This is a genomic window from Streptomyces cyaneofuscatus (genome assembly GCF_000718135.1).
In the GTDB taxonomy this organism is placed as follows: Bacteria; Actinomycetota; Actinomycetes; order Streptomycetales; family Streptomycetaceae; genus Streptomyces; species Streptomyces cyaneofuscatus.
Genome location: NZ_JOEM01000003.1, coordinates 246,370 through 262,711, shown reverse-complemented (window position 1 = coordinate 262,711; position 16,342 = coordinate 246,370). Strand labels below are relative to the sequence as shown.

The window sequence follows — 16,342 nt, the reverse complement described above, 5'->3', positions numbered from 1 at the left end:
CTGCGCCCTCATACGCCCCGCTCGGCGGCCACCCGGCCCGCCTTGATCGCCCGCTCCAGCTCCGCGTGGTCCGCCTCCGTACGGTCCGCATAGGCCACCGCGAAGTCGGCCACCGCCGCGTCGAGCTCGTCGTTCTTGCCGCAGTAGCCCGCGAGCAGCCGGGGATCGGCGCTGTGGGAGTGGGCGCGGGCCAGCAGGGCCCCGGTCATCCGGCCGTAGTCGTCGACCTGTTCGACGGTGAGCGCGGCGGGGTCCACGCTGCCCTTGCGGTTACGGAACTGGCGCACCTGGTACGGCCTGCCGTCCACGTCCGTCCAGCCGAGCAGGATGTCGCTGACGACCTGCATCCGCTTCTGGCCCAGCACCACCCGACGGCCCTCGTGCTCCTCCTGCGGCGCCTCGAAGCCGACCGCCGGCAGATACGGCGCCAGGACCGACGGACGTGCCTCCTTCACCTGGAGGACCAGCGGTTCCCCACGGTGGTCGAGCAGCAGCACCACGTACGACCGGGTCCCGACGCTGCCGGTGCCGACCACGCGGAACGCCACGTCGTGGATCGCGTACCGCGCCAGCAGGGGCACCCGGTCCTCGGAGATGGTGGAGAGGTAGGCGCCGAGCCCCGCCGCGACCGCCGAGGCCTCCGCGTCCGGCACCCGGCGCAGCACCGGCAGGGCGTCGACGAAGCGCCGGCCGCCGTCGAGGCAGTCCTCCGTGGACCGGGCGGCGAACCGGGCGCTGGTGTTCCTGCGGGCCTTCTCCGAGACCTTCTCCAGGGTGCCGACCAGGTCCCGGGCGTCCGTGTGCGAGACGAGCTCCTCGTCCGCGATGGCGTTCCAGGCGTCGAGCGCGGGCAGCCGCGCCAGCAGCCGCATGGTGCGCCGGTAGGCGCCGACGGTGTCGTACGCGCCCTTGCGGCAGGTCTCCTCGTTCGCCCCGGCGGCCCGGCCCGCCAGCACGAGCGAGGTGGCGAGCCGCTTGAGGTCCCACTCCCAGGGGCCGAAGACGGTCTCGTCGAAGTCGTTGAGGTCGATGACCAGGTTGCCCCGGGCATCGCCGTAGAGACCGAAGTTGGCCGCATGCGCGTCGCCGCAGAGCTGGGCGCCCACCCCGGTGACCGGGGTCCCCATCAGGTCGTGGGCCATCAGCCCGGCCGAGCCGCGCAGGAAGGCGAAGGGCGAGGCGGCCATCCGCCCCACCCGGATCGGCGTGAGCCCCGGCACCCGGCCCCGGTTGGACTCCTCGACGGCCCGCACCGCGTCGGGACGGCCCGACGGCAGGACCAGCGAACCGTGCGCGGAACGCGGAACCCGGTCGCGGAGCGCCCTGCCCGCGGCCTTGGCGGAACCCGCCTCCCCGCGCCGGGCGAACCCGGGCACGACCGGTATACGGGGCTCCGCCCCCGCGAGCCGCTCTTCCGGAGCCGCTCCAGCACCGGGGCCCGCCCCCGCGCCGCTCACGCCCACGCCTTCGATGACGCCCATGGAGCGTCGCCTCCCCCGCCTCGTCAACTCTCCGACCGAGCACGACCGTACCGCCGTTCCCCCCGCGGCCGTAAGCACCGGTCGGAGCCCTCGTCGGAGCCCTCGTCGGAGCCCTCGTCGGACGTCTCAGCGGAGGTCTCAGCAGCCGGTGCCCGGCTCCGGTTCCCCGAGGTACGTGTCCGCCCACTGCCCGAGCTCCTTGAGCGCAGGCTCCATCGCGGCGCCGGCCTCGGTGAGCCGGTACGCGACGCGCAGCGGCGGCCCCTCGTCGACCTCACGGATCACCAGACCGGCCGCCCCGAGCTCGGTCAGCCGGTCCGAGAGCATGCGCTCGCTGATCCCGGGAATCGCGCGGCGCAACTCCGCGAAGTGCACAGGCCGCTGGAGCAGCACCGAGACGATCGGCCCGGTCCAGCGCTTGCCGAACAGCTCGAAGACGCGACTGATGCCCACATCGACCCGCCGACAGGTCTGCTCGCTGTGATCTGCCATACCCCCAGGGTACTGCGCCACCGTAGGTCACTTATGAAAAGTAAGGGACTATGCTATTAGTAGTTACGTACGGAAAGGGGTGGCGCGCCCGTCATCCGCCGCCACCCATCCCCTTCGCTCTCTGTGGAGATCCCCATGGCCACGCTTCTGCACCTCGACTCCGCCGTCCTCCCGCAGGGCTCCGCGTCCCGGGACGTCACCGCCGCGTTCGTCCAGGCCTGGCGCGACGAGAACCCGGACGGGACCGTCGTCCACCGCGATCTCGCCGCCGACCCGGTACCCCACCTGCACGCGGCAGCAGTGGTCGCGGGCGCTGACGACCCGCTGCGCCGGGAGCTCGCCGAGGAGCTGGCGTCGGCGGACGCCGTCCTGATCGGCGCCCCGATGTACAACTTCACGATCCCGTCGACCCTCAAGGCCTGGCTGGACCAAGTGATCATCGTCGGGCACAACGCGGGACCGGACTCCCCCGTCGCGGGGACCCCGGTGACCGTCGTCGCCAGCCGCGGCGGCTCGTACGCGCCGGGCACCCCGCGCGAGGACTTCGAATTTGTCCAGAATTACTTGGAGAAGCTGCTCACGAGCATGTTCTCCGCCGAGGTGGACTTCATCGTTCCGGAGCTGACCCTCGCCCACACACAGCCGTCGATGGCCGAGCTGGTCCCGCTCGCCGAGGCCTCCCGCGCCAAGGCCTTCGACGAGGCCCGGCAGAAGGCCAAGGCCCTCGCCACCCGCCTCGCCGCCTGATCCGGCGGGTACCGCCACAACGAAAAACAGGGCCGCGGAACTCGATCGAGTTCCGCGGTCCTGTTCTGTGAGCAGTCAGCCGTCAGCCGTGAGCAACCGGACGTTTCACGTGAAACGAAGCACAGCACGGCACAGCCGCCCGTCCGGTCAGATCCGCCCACCGGCCGCCGCCGTCGCCCCGACCTCAGAATCCGGCCCAGCCCCGGCCCCGGCAGGTTCCTCGGCGCCTTCCCCCTCGGGCTGGTCCCGCGTACCGCGACCTGCCCCACCACCGCGCGGGCCGCCCCCGCCGTTCCGGCCGGCCGCGGCGGTTCCACGGGCCGCCTCCGCGGCGGCGGCGATCTCCCGGGCCTCCCGCTCGGCCTGCTCCGCCTTCTCGCGCGCCTGGGCCGCGAGATCCACCCGGCCCTCCGGCTTGATGTGGGCGATGACACCGGGGTGGGCGATCGACGGAAGAAGGTGGCGCCACATCTCGGCCACCTGCTCGCGCAGATCCGCCCGCCCGGAGTCGGCTTCCGATATCAGCTGGATACCGGTGAACGACGCCACGATGACCTTGGCAGACACCATCGGATCGACATGCGGCAGCACCTCGCCCCGCTCCTTGCCCAGCTCCAGCATCCGGGCCGTCGCGTCGATCCAGTCGCCCCAGGGGTGCGGCCCGCCGAGGAAGACACCTTCGATGGAGAGACGGGTCCCGGCGCGCGCCATGGCGTTGTGGCGCAGGGCGTAGGCGAACTGCTGGCCGCCGTCCACCAGCGACTGGAGCGGCGATCCCTCCTGGGCGAAATCGACCGTGGAGGTCTGCTCGTCCATGATCGCCTGGGCGATGGCCTCCTTGGACGCGAAGTGGAAGTACAACGCCCCCTTGGTCACCTTGGCCCGGCGGAGGATCTCCGAGATGGCGGCACGCTCGTAGCCGTAGTCGTCGAAGACACTCGCCGCGGCATCCACGATCGACCGCCACGTCTGCACCGCGCGAGCCTGCTTCGCCATTTCCTGCCTCCGGGACGTTCTGTGCGCTCAGCCCTTCACTGCCGAGCAGCCGTCGATCCAGCCTCTGCGGTCAGCGTATGCATGGACGCCGCCCCGCAGACCATCGGTCTGTCCGGAAACCGCTCCAGTGAGCGCCCAGGGTTCCGGCGGGCATACCGACCGCACGCCGTGTTTACCCCGCCTCCCCACCGCCGACACGGCCGGCCGGCGAACCGACGACGCAACAACGAAGAACCCCCGCTCCGGATTTCTCCGAAGCGGGGGTTCTCTCGAATCAACTCACAGTCGCAAGCGACTGCCGTTGTGCGCGAGGGGGGATTTGAACCCCCACGTCCCTAAGGACACTGGCACCTGAAGCCAGCGCGTCTGCCGTTCCGCCACTCGCGCAAGAGTGGTGTTTCCAGACCCTCTCTCACCTGTGTGGTGCGAGCGCCTGGCGACATCCGGAAGATTAGCACGCTGGACAGGGTGGATTCACATCCGTTGTTTCGCCGATCCCGGGAAGGGAAACGGGAACGCGGAGCCGCCGCCCCCACTCCTCCAGAGAGCATCACGTGTGCGGGACACTGTGAGGAGGCCACCTCTACGATCCGTGTGAGGGGTGACACTCATCCACAGGGCAGAGAAGGGGAACCAGCCGATTTCCCGACGCGTGGATACGATCAGTAAGCAGTACAGGGACGATGACACCGGAGGAGGTGCCCCATGGGGGTCATGAAGCGTTTCGAGCAGCGCCTCGAAGGGCTGGTCAACGGCACCTTCGCCAAGGTCTTCAAGTCCGAGGTGCAGCCGGTCGAGATCGCAGGCGCCCTCCAGCGGGAGTGCGACAACAACGCGACGATCTGGAACCGCGAGCGGACCGTCGTCCCCAACGACTTCATCGTCGAGCTCAGCACGCCCGACTACGAGCGGCTCAGCCCGTACTCGGGCCAGCTGGGCGACGAGCTGTCCGGCCTGGTGCGCGACTACGCCAAGCAGCAGCGCTACACCTTCATGGGGCCGATCAAGGTCCACCTGGAGAAGGCCGACGACCTCGACACCGGTCTCTACCGGGTGCGCAGCCGCACCCTGGCGTCGAGTTCGTCACAGCAGGACCAGTTCGACCAGCCCCAGCGGCCTGCCCCCGGGCGGCCCGCCCCGCAGGCCCCCGGTGGCTACGGCTACCCGCCGGCCGCCGCTCCGCCGATGCCCGCGGCCCCGCCGCCCGGCGGTGTGCGGCCCTCGGCCCCCGCGAGCGACCGGCGCCCGTCGGCCGGGCCCGGCGCCCTGCCGGACGCCCAGGTGCGGCGCTGGATCGAGATCAACGGCACACGCCATCAGATTTCCCGCCCGACGTTGGTGATGGGACGATCCACCGACGCCGACGTGCGGATCGACGACCCCGGCGTATCGCGCCGGCACTGTGAGATCCGGACCGGAACGCCCTCGACGATCCAGGATCTCGGGTCCACCAACGGCATCGTGGTGGACGGGCAGCACACCACCCGCGCTACGCTCCGCGACGGCTCACGGATCGTCGTGGGAAGCACCACCATCGTTTACCGGCAAGCCGAAGGGTGAAGCGGGGGCAATGTCAGAGCTGACCCTGACGGTCATGCGGCTAGGTTTCCTGGCTGTTCTGTGGCTGTTCGTGATCGTGGCCGTCCAGGTCATCCGCAGCGACCTGTTCGGAACGCGCGTCACGCAGCGCGGCTCACGCCGCACTGCCGCCGACGCGCGCCCGCAACAGGGCCGCCAACAACAACAAGCGGCGCCGCCCCAGCAGCGCCAGCAGCCCGGGCGCCAGCGCCGCGGGGCACCCACCAAGCTGGTCGTGTCCGAAGGCACCCTCACGGGCACCACGGTCGCGCTCCAGGGCCAGACCATCACTTTGGGCCGGGCCCACGATTCGACGATCGTGCTGGACGACGACTACGCGTCCAGCAGGCATGCCAGGATCTACCCCGACCGGGACGGCCAGTGGATCGTGGAGGATCTCGGGTCCACCAACGGCACGTATCTGGAACGGACCCGGCTCACCACCCCGACGCCTGTTCCGCTGGGCGCGCCGATCCGTATCGGCAAGACCGTCATCGAGCTGCGGAAGTAGTACGACAATGAGCGAGCGGAGCGAGCGAGCCGCGGCGGCCTGGACGACGGACGCTGCCCGGTTCCCGACCGGAGGGTGGGCAGTGTGGCTCGAGACAGGCTGTACCCCGACGCGGCGTCGACGGGGCAGGTGCGCATGAGTCTGTCCCTGCGCTTCGCCGCCGGATCGCACAAGGGCATGATCCGGGAGGGGAACGAGGACTCCGGCTATGCCGGACCCCGGCTGCTCGCCATCGCCGACGGCATGGGCGGCCAGGCGGCCGGTGAGGTCGCCAGCTCCGAGGTGATCTCCACGCTCGTCCAGCTCGACGACGACGTCCCCGGTTCGGACATCCTGACCTCCCTGGCCACCGCCGTGCAGCAGGCCAACGACCAGCTGCGCGTCATGGTCGAGGAGGACCCCCAGCTGGAGGGCATGGGCACCACGCTCACCGCCCTTCTCTGGACCGGCCAGCGACTCGGCCTGGTGCACGTCGGCGACTCCCGCGCGTATCTGCTGCGCGACGGCGTCCTGACCCAGATCACCCAGGACCACACCTGGGTGCAGCGCCTCGTCGACGAGGGCCGCATCACCGAGGAAGAGGCCACCACCCACCCGCAGCGCTCCCTGCTGATGCGGGCGCTGGGCAGCGGCGACCACGTCGAGCCGGACCTCTCCATCCGTGAGGTCCGCGCCGGCGACCGCTATCTGATCTGCTCCGACGGCCTCTCCGGCGTGGTCTCGCACCAGACGATGGAAGAGACCCTGGCCAGCTACCAGGGCCCGCAGGAGACCATCCAGGAGCTCATCCAGCTCGCGCTGCGCGGCGGCGGCCCAGACAACATCACCTGCATCGTGGCCGACGTCCTGGACGTCGACAACAACGACACCCTGGCCGGCCGTCTCAACGACACCCCGGTCGTCGTCGGCGCGGTCGCGGAGAACCAGGCGGTGCTGAACGACGGCGGGGCCATGCAGACCCCGGCCGGCCGCGCGGCCGGTCTCGGACGTCCCGTCCCGCCCCCCTCGGGCGGCTTCGGCCCGCCCGGCAGCGGTGACTCCGGCTACGGCTCCCTGCCGGACGGCTCGTACGACTCCTACACGGACGACGACCTGGCCAAGCCGCGCGGCGGCCGCAAGTGGCTCAAGCGGTCCGTCTTCACCGTGCTGATCCTCGGCGTGATCGGGGGCGGCCTCTACGGCGGCTACCGCTGGACGCAGACCCAGTTCTACGTCGGCGCGCAGAACGAGAACGTGGCGCTGTTCCGCGGCATCAGCCAGGACCTCGCCTGGATCTCGCTCTCCGAGGTCGAGAAGAACCACCCCGAGATCGAGCTCAAGTACCTGCCGCCGTACCAGCGCAAGCAGGTCGAGGCGACGATCGCCGAGGGCAGCATCACCGACGCCCGCAAGAAGGTCGACGAGCTCGCCACCCAGGCGTCCGCCTGCAAGAAGGACGCGCAGCGCCGCGCGGCCGAGGCCGAGGCCGAGAACTCCGCCACTCCCCCCACCACGGGGACCAAGCCGAACACCGCGACTCCCACTCCCGGCCCCAGCCTCTCGGAGGAAGAGAAGAAGCTGGTCCCGCAGTGCGGTAAGCAGTAAGCCGTAGGGGGCCTTCAGCACCATGAGCGTTGTCACCAACACGACCACCATCGGCGCGATCGACGCACCGAGCCGCCGCAACACCGAGCTGGCGCTCGTCATCTTCGCCGTCGCCATCTCGGTGTTCGCCTACGCCAACGTGGGCCTCGCCCTCAACGGCGAGCTGCCCTCGGGCATGCTCGGTTACGGAGCGGGGCTCGCCCTGCTCGGCGGCGTCGCCCACCTCGCGGTGCGGAGGTTCGCCAAGTACGCCGACCCGCTGCTGCTGCCCCTGGCCGTGCTCCTGAACGGCCTCGGCCTGGCGATCATCTGGCGCCTGGACCAGTCCGAACGGTTCCAGGCTCTGAAGACTTTCGCCCCCGCTGCCTCGAAGCAGTTGCTGTTCTCGGCCATCGGCGTGGGCATGCTCGTCGCGGTTCTGGTCATCCTGAAGGACCACCGCATCCTCCAGCGCTACACGTACATCTCCATGCTCGTGGCGCTGTTCCTGCTGATCCTGCCGATGTTCTTCCCCGCGGTGAACGGCGCCAAGATCTGGATCAAGATCCCCGGCGTCGGCACGCTCCAGCCCGGCGAGTTCGCCAAGATCATCATTGCGGTGTTCTTCGCGGGCTACCTGATGGTCAAGCGGGACGCGCTGGCGCTGGCCAGCCGCCGGTTCATGGGCCTGTACCTGCCTCGCGGCCGCGATCTGGGCCCGATCCTGATGGTCTGGGCGTTCTCGATCCTGATCCTGGTCTTCGAGACCGACCTCGGTTCCTCGCTGCTCTTCTTCGGCATGTTCGTCGTGATGCTGTACGTCGCCACCGAGCGCACCAGCTGGATCGTCTTCGGCCTGCTGATGTCCGGGATCGGTGCTGTCGGTGTCGCCTCGTTCGAACCGCACGTCCAGCAGCGCGTCACCGCATGGCTCGACCCGTTCGCGGGCTGGGGTGAGCAGGCGGCGAGCGAGCAGATGGCCAAGTCCCTGATGGCCTTCGGCTCCGGAGGCACCCTCGGGACCGGTCTCGGACAGGGCCACTCAGACCTGATCGGCTTCGCCGCCAACTCCGACTTCATCCTCGCCACCGTCGGCGAGGAGCTGGGGCTCGCCGGGATGATGGGTGTGCTCCTCATCTACGGCCTGATCGTGGAGCGCGGGGTGCGCACCGCGCTGGCCGCCCGCGACCCCTTCGGCAAGCTTCTCGCGATCGGCCTCTCGGGATCGTTCGCGATCCAGGTGTTCGTCGTCGCCGGCGGTGTGATGGGTCTCATCCCGCTCACCGGTATGACGATGCCGTTCCTGGCGGCGGGCGGTTCCTCCGTACTGGCCAACTGGGCCCTGATCGCCATCCTGATCCGGATCAGCGACACCGCACGCCGTCCCGCCCCGGCGCCCGCACCCTCGACCGACGCAGAGATGACGCAGGTGGTCCGACCGTGAACAAGCCACTGCGCCGGATCGCGATCTTCTGCGGAATCCTCGTCCTGGCCCTCCTGATCCGGGACAACTGGCTCCAGTACGTCCGTGCGGACGAGCTGAACAGCCACAAGTACAACCGCCGCGTCCAGATCGAGCGCTACGCCCACGAGCGCGGCGACATCATCGTGGACGGCAAGGCCATCACCGGCTCTGCCGAGACCGAGGACGGGGACTTCAAGTACAAGCGGGTCTGGAAGGACGGCCCCCTCTGGGCCCCCGTGACCGGCTACTCCTCCCAGGCCTTCGACTCCTCGCAGCTGGAGAACCTCGAGGACGGCATCCTCACCGGCAACAGCGACCAGCTGTTCTTCGACCGGACGCTGTCGATGTTCACCGGGAAGAAGAAGCAGGGCGGCAACGTCGTCACCACCCTCAACGGCGCGGCGCAGAAGGCGGCCTTCAAGGGACTCGGCGAGAAGAAGGGCGCCGTCGTCGCCCTTGACCCGCAGACCGGTGCGATTCTGGCTCTCGCGAGCACCCCGTCGTACGACCCCTCGGTCTTCGCCGGGAACTCGCTCGAGGACTCCGACGCCCGGCAGAAGCTCCTGAAGGACAAGGACAAGCCGATGCTCAACCGGGCATTGCGCGAGACCTACCCCCCGGGCTCCACCTTCAAGGTCGTCACCGCCGCCGCCGCCCTGGAGAACGGGCTCTACGACGACATCGACGCCAAGACGGACTCCCCGCTGCCCTGGACGCTGCCGCAGACGCAGATCCCGCTCCAGAACGAGGGCAACATCCCCTGCAAGGACGCCTCGCTGCGTGAAGCCCTGCGGGTGTCGTGCAACTCCGTCTTCGGGAAGATGAGCGACGACCTCGGCAACAAGAAGATGATCGAGCAGGCGGACAAGTTCGGCTTCAACAAGGAAGTCTTCACGCCCGTCCGCGCCGACGCGAGCATCTACCCCGAGGACAACAAGCCGCAGAACGCGATGGCCGGCATCGGCCAGGCGTCCAACCGGACCACCCCGCTCCAGATGGCCATGGTGGCCTCCGCCATCGCCAACGACGGCAAGCTGATGCAGCCGTACATGGTCGCCAAGCGCCAGGCGCCCAACCTGGACGACATCTACACCGCCGAACCCGAAGAGCTGAGCCGGGCGCTGTCCGGCGAGAACGCCCAGAAGGTCCAGCAGATGATGGAGACCGTCGTCGAGAAGGGCACGGGAACCAACGCGCAGATCCCCGGCGTCACAGTGGGCGGCAAGACCGGTACCGCCCAGCACGGTCTGAACAACAGCGAGAAGCCGTACGCCTGGTTCATCTCGTACGCGAAGACCGACAACGGCTCCCCGGTCGCCGTCGCCGTCGTGGTCGAGGACGGCAACGCCAACCGGGACGACATCTCCGGTGGCGGGCTGGCCGCCCCGATCGCGCGTGACGTGATGAAGGCGGTCGTCGACGGCAAGCAGTGAGACCCGTCACGGCTTCCGCCCGCCCATTCCGGACATCGGATACCGGTCGGATATCGGCTGACGGGTGCGGGCTGATCACTCCACCCGTGCCCGGTAGCGTATGCGCGAACAGCGCACCGCCGGACCACACACACGGGTGCGGTCAGGACTGACGGAGAGGGCTGGAACAGTTATGGAAGAGCCGCGTCGCCTCGGCGGCCGGTACGAGCTGGGCTCGGTGCTCGGCCGTGGTGGCATGGCCGAGGTCTACCTCGCCCACGACACCCGGCTCGGCCGCACCGTAGCTGTGAAGACGCTCCGGGCCGACCTGGCCCGCGATCCGTCCTTCCAGGCCCGGTTCCGCCGTGAGGCCCAGTCGGCCGCCTCGCTCAACCACCCCGCGATCGTCGCCGTCTACGACACCGGCGAGGACTACGTCGACGGGGTCTCCATCCCGTACATCGTGATGGAGTACGTCGACGGGTCGACCCTGCGGGAGCTCCTGCACTCCGGCCGGCGGCTGCTGCCCGAGCGCACGCTGGAGATGACGGTCGGCATCCTGCAGGCGCTGGAGTACTCGCACCGCGCCCAGATCGTCCACCGCGACATCAAGCCGGCCAACGTCATGCTGACGCGCACCGGCCAGGTCAAGGTCATGGACTTCGGCATCGCCCGGGCCATGGGCGACTCCGGCATGACCATGACGCAGACCGCCGCGGTCATCGGCACCGCCCAGTACCTCTCCCCGGAGCAGGCCAAGGGCGAGCAGGTCGACGCGCGCTCCGACCTGTACTCCACCGGCTGCCTCCTCTACGAGCTCCTCGCGGTCCGGCCCCCGTTCGTCGGGGACTCGCCCGTCGCCGTGGCCTACCAGCACGTGCGCGAGGAGCCGCAGCCGCCGAGCAACTTCGACCCCGAGATCACGCCCGAGATGGACGCGATCGTGCTGAAGGCGCTCACCAAGGACCCCGACTACCGCTACCAGTCCGCCGACGAGATGCGGGCCGACATCGAGGCCTGCCTCGACGGCCGACCGGTCGCGGCAGCCGCGGCGATGGGCGCCGCGGGGTACGGGGGCTACGACGGCTACAACGCCGACCAGCCCACCACCGCCCTGCGCCCGACCGACCCGAACAACGCCCCGACGTCGATGCTGCCGCCGGTCAACCCGGACGACGGCGGCTACGGCTACGACGACCGCGCGAGCCGTCGGCGCCAGCCGCAGAAGAAGAGCAACACCTCGACGATCCTGCTGGTCGTCGCGGGCATCCTGGTGCTCATCGGCGCGATCCTCATCGGCCGGGCCGTCTTCAGCGACAGCGGCAACGACAACCAGGTCCCCGTGCCGAACCTGGTCGGCTCCACCGTCAAGGAGGCGGAACAGCTCGTCGAGAGAGCCGGGGTCGTCCTCAAGGTCGCCGGCGAGGAGCCGTGCGAACAGCAGGAGAAGGGCGACATCTGCTCGCAGACCCCCGAGAACGGCGAGATGGACGAGAACGGGACCGTCGAGGTCATGGTCTCCTCCGGTGCGCCGAAGATCGAGGTGCCCGACGTCCTGGAGAAGTCCGAGGACGGCGCCCGCAAGGCCCTGGAGGACAAGGGCTTCACGGTCAACGTGACCGCGGTCGAGTCCGAGAAGGCCGAGGGAACGGTGATCAAGCAGAAGCCCGACGGCGGCAGTCAGGCGGAGGACGGCTCCGAGGTGACCATCACGGTCGCCAAGAAGGAGACCCTGGACCTGCCCGACATGCGCACCCGCACCTTCGCGGCGGCGGAACAGCAGCTGCGGGGCATCGGCTTCACCAACATCTCGCGGACCGACGTCGACTCCGAGGAGCCGAAGGACACGGTCATCGAGCAGACCCCGCAGCCCGGCAAGCACGCCAAGGACGCGCAGATCGTCCTCAAGGTCTCCAAGGGTCCGGTGGAGCCGACGGAGCCGCCGGAGCCGGAGAAGACCCAGGTCCCACAGATCCAGGGCCTGACGCTCGGCGAGGCCAAGGCGAAGCTCCAGGAGGCGGGCCTGCAGGTCGGCAACGTCCAGGGGTCGCAGGAGGACAACGCCGTCGTGGCCGTCGTGCAGCCGGGGGTCGGTGAGACCGTGGACAAGAACTCGGCGGTCAACATCTTCGCCACCCCGGGCGGCGGCGGGGACCAGGGCGGCGGCGGCATCTTCGGAGGCCCGTCGGGCAGGTAGCCCACCCGCCCGCAGTCCCCTGCATGAGGAAGGGCCCCGGTCACCATCCGTGGTGACCGGGGCCCTTCCTCATGACCCGCGCGTGCGAAGGGGACGGCTAAAGCAGCTCCACCGGCTTCGTACGGTCCTTGTCGACCTTCTCCGTACGCTCCAGCTCGCCCCAGACGATGTACCGGTACTTCGAGGTGTAGACCGGGGTGCACGTCGTCAGGGTGATGTAGCGGCCGGGCTTCTTGACGCCCGACTCCTCCGGGACCGGCTGGATCACGTCGACGTTGAACTTCGTGGTCTCGGGGAGCGACTTGTAGACCTTGTACACGTACCAGGTGTCCTTGGTCTCGAAGACGAGCGCGTCACCGTTCTTCAGCTTGTCGATGTTGTGGAACTTCGCGCCGTGGCCGTCCCGGTGCGCGGCCAGCGTGAAGTTGCCCTCGTCGTCCCAGGGGAGGGCGGAGGGGATCGGGTCCGTGTAGTAGCCCGCGATGCCGTTGTTCAGGGTCTTGGGGTCGGTGCCCTTCTTGACCAGCACCTCGCCGTTCTTCATGGCGGGGACGTGCAGGAAGCCGATGCCGTCCTTGGTGTCCAGGGCGCCCGGCCCGTCCGCCCACTTGCTGCGGACCGTGTCGCCCTGCCGGTCGGCCTCACGGTCGGCGAGCACGTTGGTCCACCACAGCGAGTACGCGACGAAGAGCGCGAGCACCAGGCCCGCAGTGATCAGGAGCTCCCCGAAGACACTGACGGCCGTGGCGATGGGGTGCCTGCTCGGCCGGGGCGCGGGGGGCGCGGACGCGTCGGTCCGCTCGTCGTGCTCGGTCCTCGCTGTCACCGCACCGCCCCTGTCGTGATGATGTTCAGCCCACGAGCGCCTTGGGCTTCCCCTCGCTGCGCGGCCGTTCGTCGACCATCTTGCCCCAGACGATCAGCCGGTAGGTACTCGTGAACTCCGGGGTGCAGGTGGTCAGCGTGATGTACCGGCCGGGCTTGGTGAACCCTGATCCGACCGGGATCGGTTCGATCACCGAGATGTTGGACGGGACGGTCGACGGCAGGAGGCTGGTCATCTCGTACGTGTAGTACGCGTCCCTCGTCTCGACCACGATCGGGTCGCCGGGGGTGAGCTTGTTGACGTAGCGGAACGGTTCCCCGTGGGTGTTGCGGTGGCCGGCCACGGCGAAGTTGCCCTGCTTGTCCTCGGGCATCGCCGTCTTCAGCTTGCCCTCGCCGTAGTGGCCGAGCATGCCCCGGTCGAGGACCTTCTCGTTGCTGATGCCCTCGGCGATCGGAACGACGACGTCCAGCTTGGGGATGTGCATGATGGCGAAGCCCTGGCCCGGCGCGAACGCCCCGGGCTTGCCCGCCCCCTTGGCCCACTCCTGCTCGATCTTGTTCTTCTCGTTGCCGGCGATCTGCTCGGCCCGGACGTTGGTCCACCAGAGCTGGTAGGTCACGAACAGCAGCATCAGGACGCCCAGCGAGATGAAGATCTCGCCGACGGCCCGGCTGGCGACCACGGCCGGGCTGTCCTTGGCCGCCTTCGCCGCGCGCCGCGCCTCCATCCGGGACATGGGGGCGGAGGGCGCGGTGGCATGCCCGGCCGGCGGGGCGGGGCGGCGGCCACCGCGCCCCTTGGCCGCCCGGCGCCGCTCGGCCCGTCCTCCGGTGACCGGCTCGGCCGGATCGGCCGGCTCGGACCGTTCAGCCGGGTCGGACGGCTGGGCCTCATCGGCAGGCTCGGGCCGTTCGTACGGCTCCGCCACTATTCGGCGGGTGTCCGCGGTCCGCAGCCCCAGGGTCTCGTCGGCCGGAGCCACCACAGGGGAAGGTGCGGGAGAGGACACCGGGGAAGGCGAGGCAGGGGGTACAGGGGCCTGCTGGGAGCCGTACCAGTCCCGCCGGTACCCCTCGGGGTCGTACCACTCGCTCGGGCCGCCCTGCGGCTGCTGAGGCCCCCCGTACGCAGGTGGCGTCGGCGGCACAGCCGCCCCCACCGGCGCCGCGCCCTGCCGTCCGCCGCCCGCGTCCCCCTGGACGGTCCCGCTCCGGAACCACGGGGAGGCGTGCTGCCCGGGAAGCGGACCGTTGTGCGGGTGGCTGAGCGAGTCGTTGAGCGGGTCGGGCGGCGAGGGGTCCTGGAGCGAGCCCGGCAGCGGGTCGTTGAGCGGGTCCGCGAGCCCGTCCACCGCCGCGACGAACGCCCCGTCGGCCCCGTACGTCCCCTGCGCGTACGGGCCCTGAAGTCCGGTGTCGTCCTCGGGGCGGGTGGTCACGCCGCGGCCTTGCCCACCACCGGCGCGAGCCCCGCCGACCGCGCGACGGCCCCCTGGTCGCCGCACTGCTCCAGCCAGTTGGCGAGCATCAGGTGTCCGTACTCGGTGAGGACCGACTCGGGGTGGAACTGCACGCCCTCCACGGCCCGGTCCCGGTGGCGCAGCCCCATGATGATGCCGTCCGCCGTGCGGGCCGTGACCTCCAGCTCCGGGGGCAGCGCGGCCGGTTCGGCGGCGAGCGAGTGGTAGCGGGTCGCGGTGAAGGGGGAGGGCAGCCCGGCGAAGACGCCCTTGCCCTCGTGGTCCACGGGCGAGGTCTTGCCGTGCAGCAACTCGGGGGCCCGGTCGACGACACCGCCGTACGCGACGGCCATCGACTGCATCCCCAGGCAGACGCCGAAGACCGGAACGCCGGTGTCCGCGCAGTGGCGCACCATCTCCACGCAGACCCCGGCCTGCTCGGGCGTACCGGGGCCCGGCGAGAGCAGGACGCCGTCGAAGCCGTCCTGGGCGTGGGCGGTGGTCACCTCGTCGTTGCGCAGCACCTCGCACTCGGCGCCGAGCTGGTAGAGGTACTGGACGAGGTTGAAGACGAAGCTGTCGTAGTTGTCCACGACGAGGATGCGTGCGCTCACTGCCCGGCTCCTGCCCCACCGGCGCTCGCGCCGTCGACGGTCACTTCACCGAACGGGAGCAGCGGCTCCGCCCAGGGGAAGACGTACTGGAACAGCGCGTAGACGACCGCCAGAACCAGCACGAGCGCGATGACGCCGCGCACCCATGCGTTGCCCGGCAGATGCCGCCAGATCCAGCCGTACATGCTGACCCCTTCATTCGGTACCCGCACCAGACTAGAGTGCCGCGGCCGGAGCGTGGGGCAGCCTGTGGAAAACCCCGGCCGGGCCCGGGTCAGCCGGTAAGGTCCGGCGGCTTCCCCTCGCTCACCGGCCGCGTCGCGTCCAGGTGGGCCCAGGCGATCAGCCGGTGGCTGCTGCCCCACTCGGGCTCGCACGTGGTGAGCGTCAGATAGCGGCCGGGCCCCTCGAAGCCGGAGCGGCGGGGGACGGGGTCGACGACGGCGGTGTCGGTGGGCACGGTCCGGTAGGGCTCCTTGGCGATGCGGTACGTGAACCAGGTCGTGCCGTCGTTGACGATCACCGCGTCCCCGGGGCGCAGTCGGGGGAAGTCCTTGAAGGGGTCTCCGTAGGTCCGGCGGTGCCCGGCGACCGCGAAGTTGCCCGTCTCTCCCGGACGGGCGGTGCCGCTGTAGTGGCCGAGCCCCTTCTGCAAGGTCCTGGCCTCGGTGTTCTCCAGGACGGGCCACTCCCAGTCGGCGCCGAAGCGGGGGATGTGCAGCGTCGCGAAGGGCTTTCCGTCGCGGTACGGGGCCGGGGACGGCGCTGAGGAGGGGCCGGGGGAAAGGGCCGCGGGCTCCTGGGCCCAGCGGCTGTGGAGCGTCTCGATCTCGCCCTCGGCCGCGTCGGCGGCCTTGACCCCCGTCCACAGCAGGACGTAGGCGACGAACAGGACGATCAAGGCGCCCACGGTGATGCACAGTTCACTGAAGGTTCTGACGACGAGCCGTAACGATCGCGCCGACAGTCGTGACGACACCGGACGGCCTCCCCGGGGG

Annotated in this window: 15 protein-coding genes and 1 tRNA gene; 7 read left to right on the top strand and 9 right to left on the bottom strand. The window is 70.0% G+C overall.

Annotated features, from left to right (window positions below; all coding sequences use genetic code 11):
• Positions 1-8 precede the first annotated feature (8 nt).
• Both IF17_RS0106690 and IF17_RS0106685 read right to left on the bottom strand, forming a co-directional pair.
• Entirely contained in the window at positions 9-1,481 is a 1,473-nt protein-coding gene (locus IF17_RS0106690) for a DUF2252 domain-containing protein (protein WP_244890429.1), read from the bottom strand.
• Positions 1,482-1,619: 138 nt separating this feature from the next.
• Positions 1,620-1,973, bottom strand: a complete 354-nt coding sequence (locus tag IF17_RS0106685; RefSeq protein WP_030563126.1) for a winged helix-turn-helix transcriptional regulator — start codon at positions 1,971-1,973, stop codon at positions 1,620-1,622.
• 135 nt (positions 1,974-2,108) lie between these two features.
• On the opposite strand from IF17_RS0106685, the gene IF17_RS0106680 reads away from it, so the two are divergent.
• Positions 2,109-2,720 carry an FMN-dependent NADH-azoreductase gene (locus IF17_RS0106680; protein ID WP_030563124.1) on the top strand — a complete coding sequence of 204 codons (612 nt, stop codon included), beginning with the start codon at positions 2,109-2,111 and terminating at the stop codon, positions 2,718-2,720.
• Positions 2,721-2,867: 147 nt separating this feature from the next.
• Here IF17_RS0106680 and IF17_RS0106675 read toward each other — a convergent pair whose 3' ends face one another.
• Complete coding sequence (locus IF17_RS0106675; protein ID WP_030563122.1) at positions 2,868-3,716, bottom strand: ScbR family autoregulator-binding transcription factor; 849 nt, start codon at positions 3,714-3,716, stop codon at positions 2,868-2,870.
• Between the two features lie 304 nt (positions 3,717-4,020).
• Positions 4,021-4,103 (bottom strand) — tRNA-Leu (locus IF17_RS0106670).
• A 318-nt stretch (positions 4,104-4,421) separates the two neighbouring features.
• Between IF17_RS0106670 and IF17_RS0106665 the strand changes: the two genes are divergently transcribed.
• The 6 genes from IF17_RS0106665 (at position 4,422) to pknB (ending at position 12,442) form a co-directional block, all read left to right on the top strand.
• Positions 4,422-5,276 (top strand): FHA domain-containing protein, encoded by an 855-nt coding sequence (locus IF17_RS0106665; RefSeq protein ID WP_030563120.1) that lies wholly within the window; start codon positions 4,422-4,424, stop codon positions 5,274-5,276.
• A gap of 10 nt (positions 5,277-5,286) precedes the next feature.
• Positions 5,287-5,805: an FHA domain-containing protein FhaB/FipA gene (locus tag IF17_RS0106660; RefSeq protein ID WP_003967913.1), complete on the top strand. Its 519-nt coding sequence runs from the start codon at positions 5,287-5,289 to the stop codon at positions 5,803-5,805.
• 135 nt (positions 5,806-5,940) lie between these two features.
• The gene (locus IF17_RS0106655; protein ID WP_030563117.1) at positions 5,941-7,389 is read left to right on the top strand and encodes a Stp1/IreP family PP2C-type Ser/Thr phosphatase; all 1,449 of its coding nucleotides are present in this window, start codon (positions 5,941-5,943) and stop codon (positions 7,387-7,389) included.
• Positions 7,390-7,411: 22 nt separating this feature from the next.
• Entirely contained in the window at positions 7,412-8,812 is a 1,401-nt protein-coding gene (locus IF17_RS0106650) for an FtsW/RodA/SpoVE family cell cycle protein (RefSeq protein WP_030563115.1), read from the top strand.
• Positions 8,809-10,266, top strand: a complete 1,458-nt coding sequence (locus tag IF17_RS0106645) for a peptidoglycan D,D-transpeptidase FtsI family protein (RefSeq protein WP_030563113.1) — start codon at positions 8,809-8,811, stop codon at positions 10,264-10,266. Before IF17_RS0106650 ends, IF17_RS0106645 begins: the two co-directional genes overlap by 4 nt.
• A 172-nt stretch (positions 10,267-10,438) precedes the next feature.
• Entirely contained in the window at positions 10,439-12,442 is a 2,004-nt protein-coding gene (pknB, locus tag IF17_RS0106640; protein ID WP_030563110.1) for a Stk1 family PASTA domain-containing Ser/Thr kinase, read from the top strand.
• Positions 12,443-12,539: 97 nt separating this feature from the next.
• Here the strand turns inward: pknB and IF17_RS0106635 are convergent, their stop codons facing one another.
• The 5 genes from IF17_RS0106635 to IF17_RS0106615 form a co-directional block, all read right to left on the bottom strand.
• Positions 12,540-13,268: a class E sortase gene (locus IF17_RS0106635; RefSeq protein WP_030563108.1), complete on the bottom strand. Its 729-nt coding sequence runs from the start codon at positions 13,266-13,268 to the stop codon at positions 12,540-12,542.
• A 25-nt stretch (positions 13,269-13,293) separates the two neighbouring features.
• Positions 13,294-14,709: a class E sortase gene (locus IF17_RS0106630; RefSeq protein ID WP_030563105.1), complete on the bottom strand. Its 1,416-nt coding sequence runs from the start codon at positions 14,707-14,709 to the stop codon at positions 13,294-13,296.
• Complete coding sequence (locus tag IF17_RS0106625) at positions 14,706-15,344, bottom strand: aminodeoxychorismate/anthranilate synthase component II (RefSeq protein WP_018513899.1); 639 nt, start codon at positions 15,342-15,344, stop codon at positions 14,706-14,708. Before IF17_RS0106625 ends, IF17_RS0106630 begins: the two co-directional genes overlap by 4 nt.
• The gene (locus IF17_RS0106620; protein ID WP_018513898.1) at positions 15,341-15,529 is read right to left on the bottom strand and encodes a hypothetical protein; all 189 of its coding nucleotides are present in this window, start codon (positions 15,527-15,529) and stop codon (positions 15,341-15,343) included. Before IF17_RS0106620 ends, IF17_RS0106625 begins: the two co-directional genes overlap by 4 nt.
• An 89-nt stretch (positions 15,530-15,618) precedes the next feature.
• On the bottom strand, positions 15,619-16,323 hold the full coding sequence (locus IF17_RS0106615; RefSeq protein ID WP_030563103.1) for a class E sortase: 705 nt from the start codon (positions 16,321-16,323) through the stop codon (positions 15,619-15,621).
• Positions 16,324-16,342: the final 19 nt, after the last annotated feature.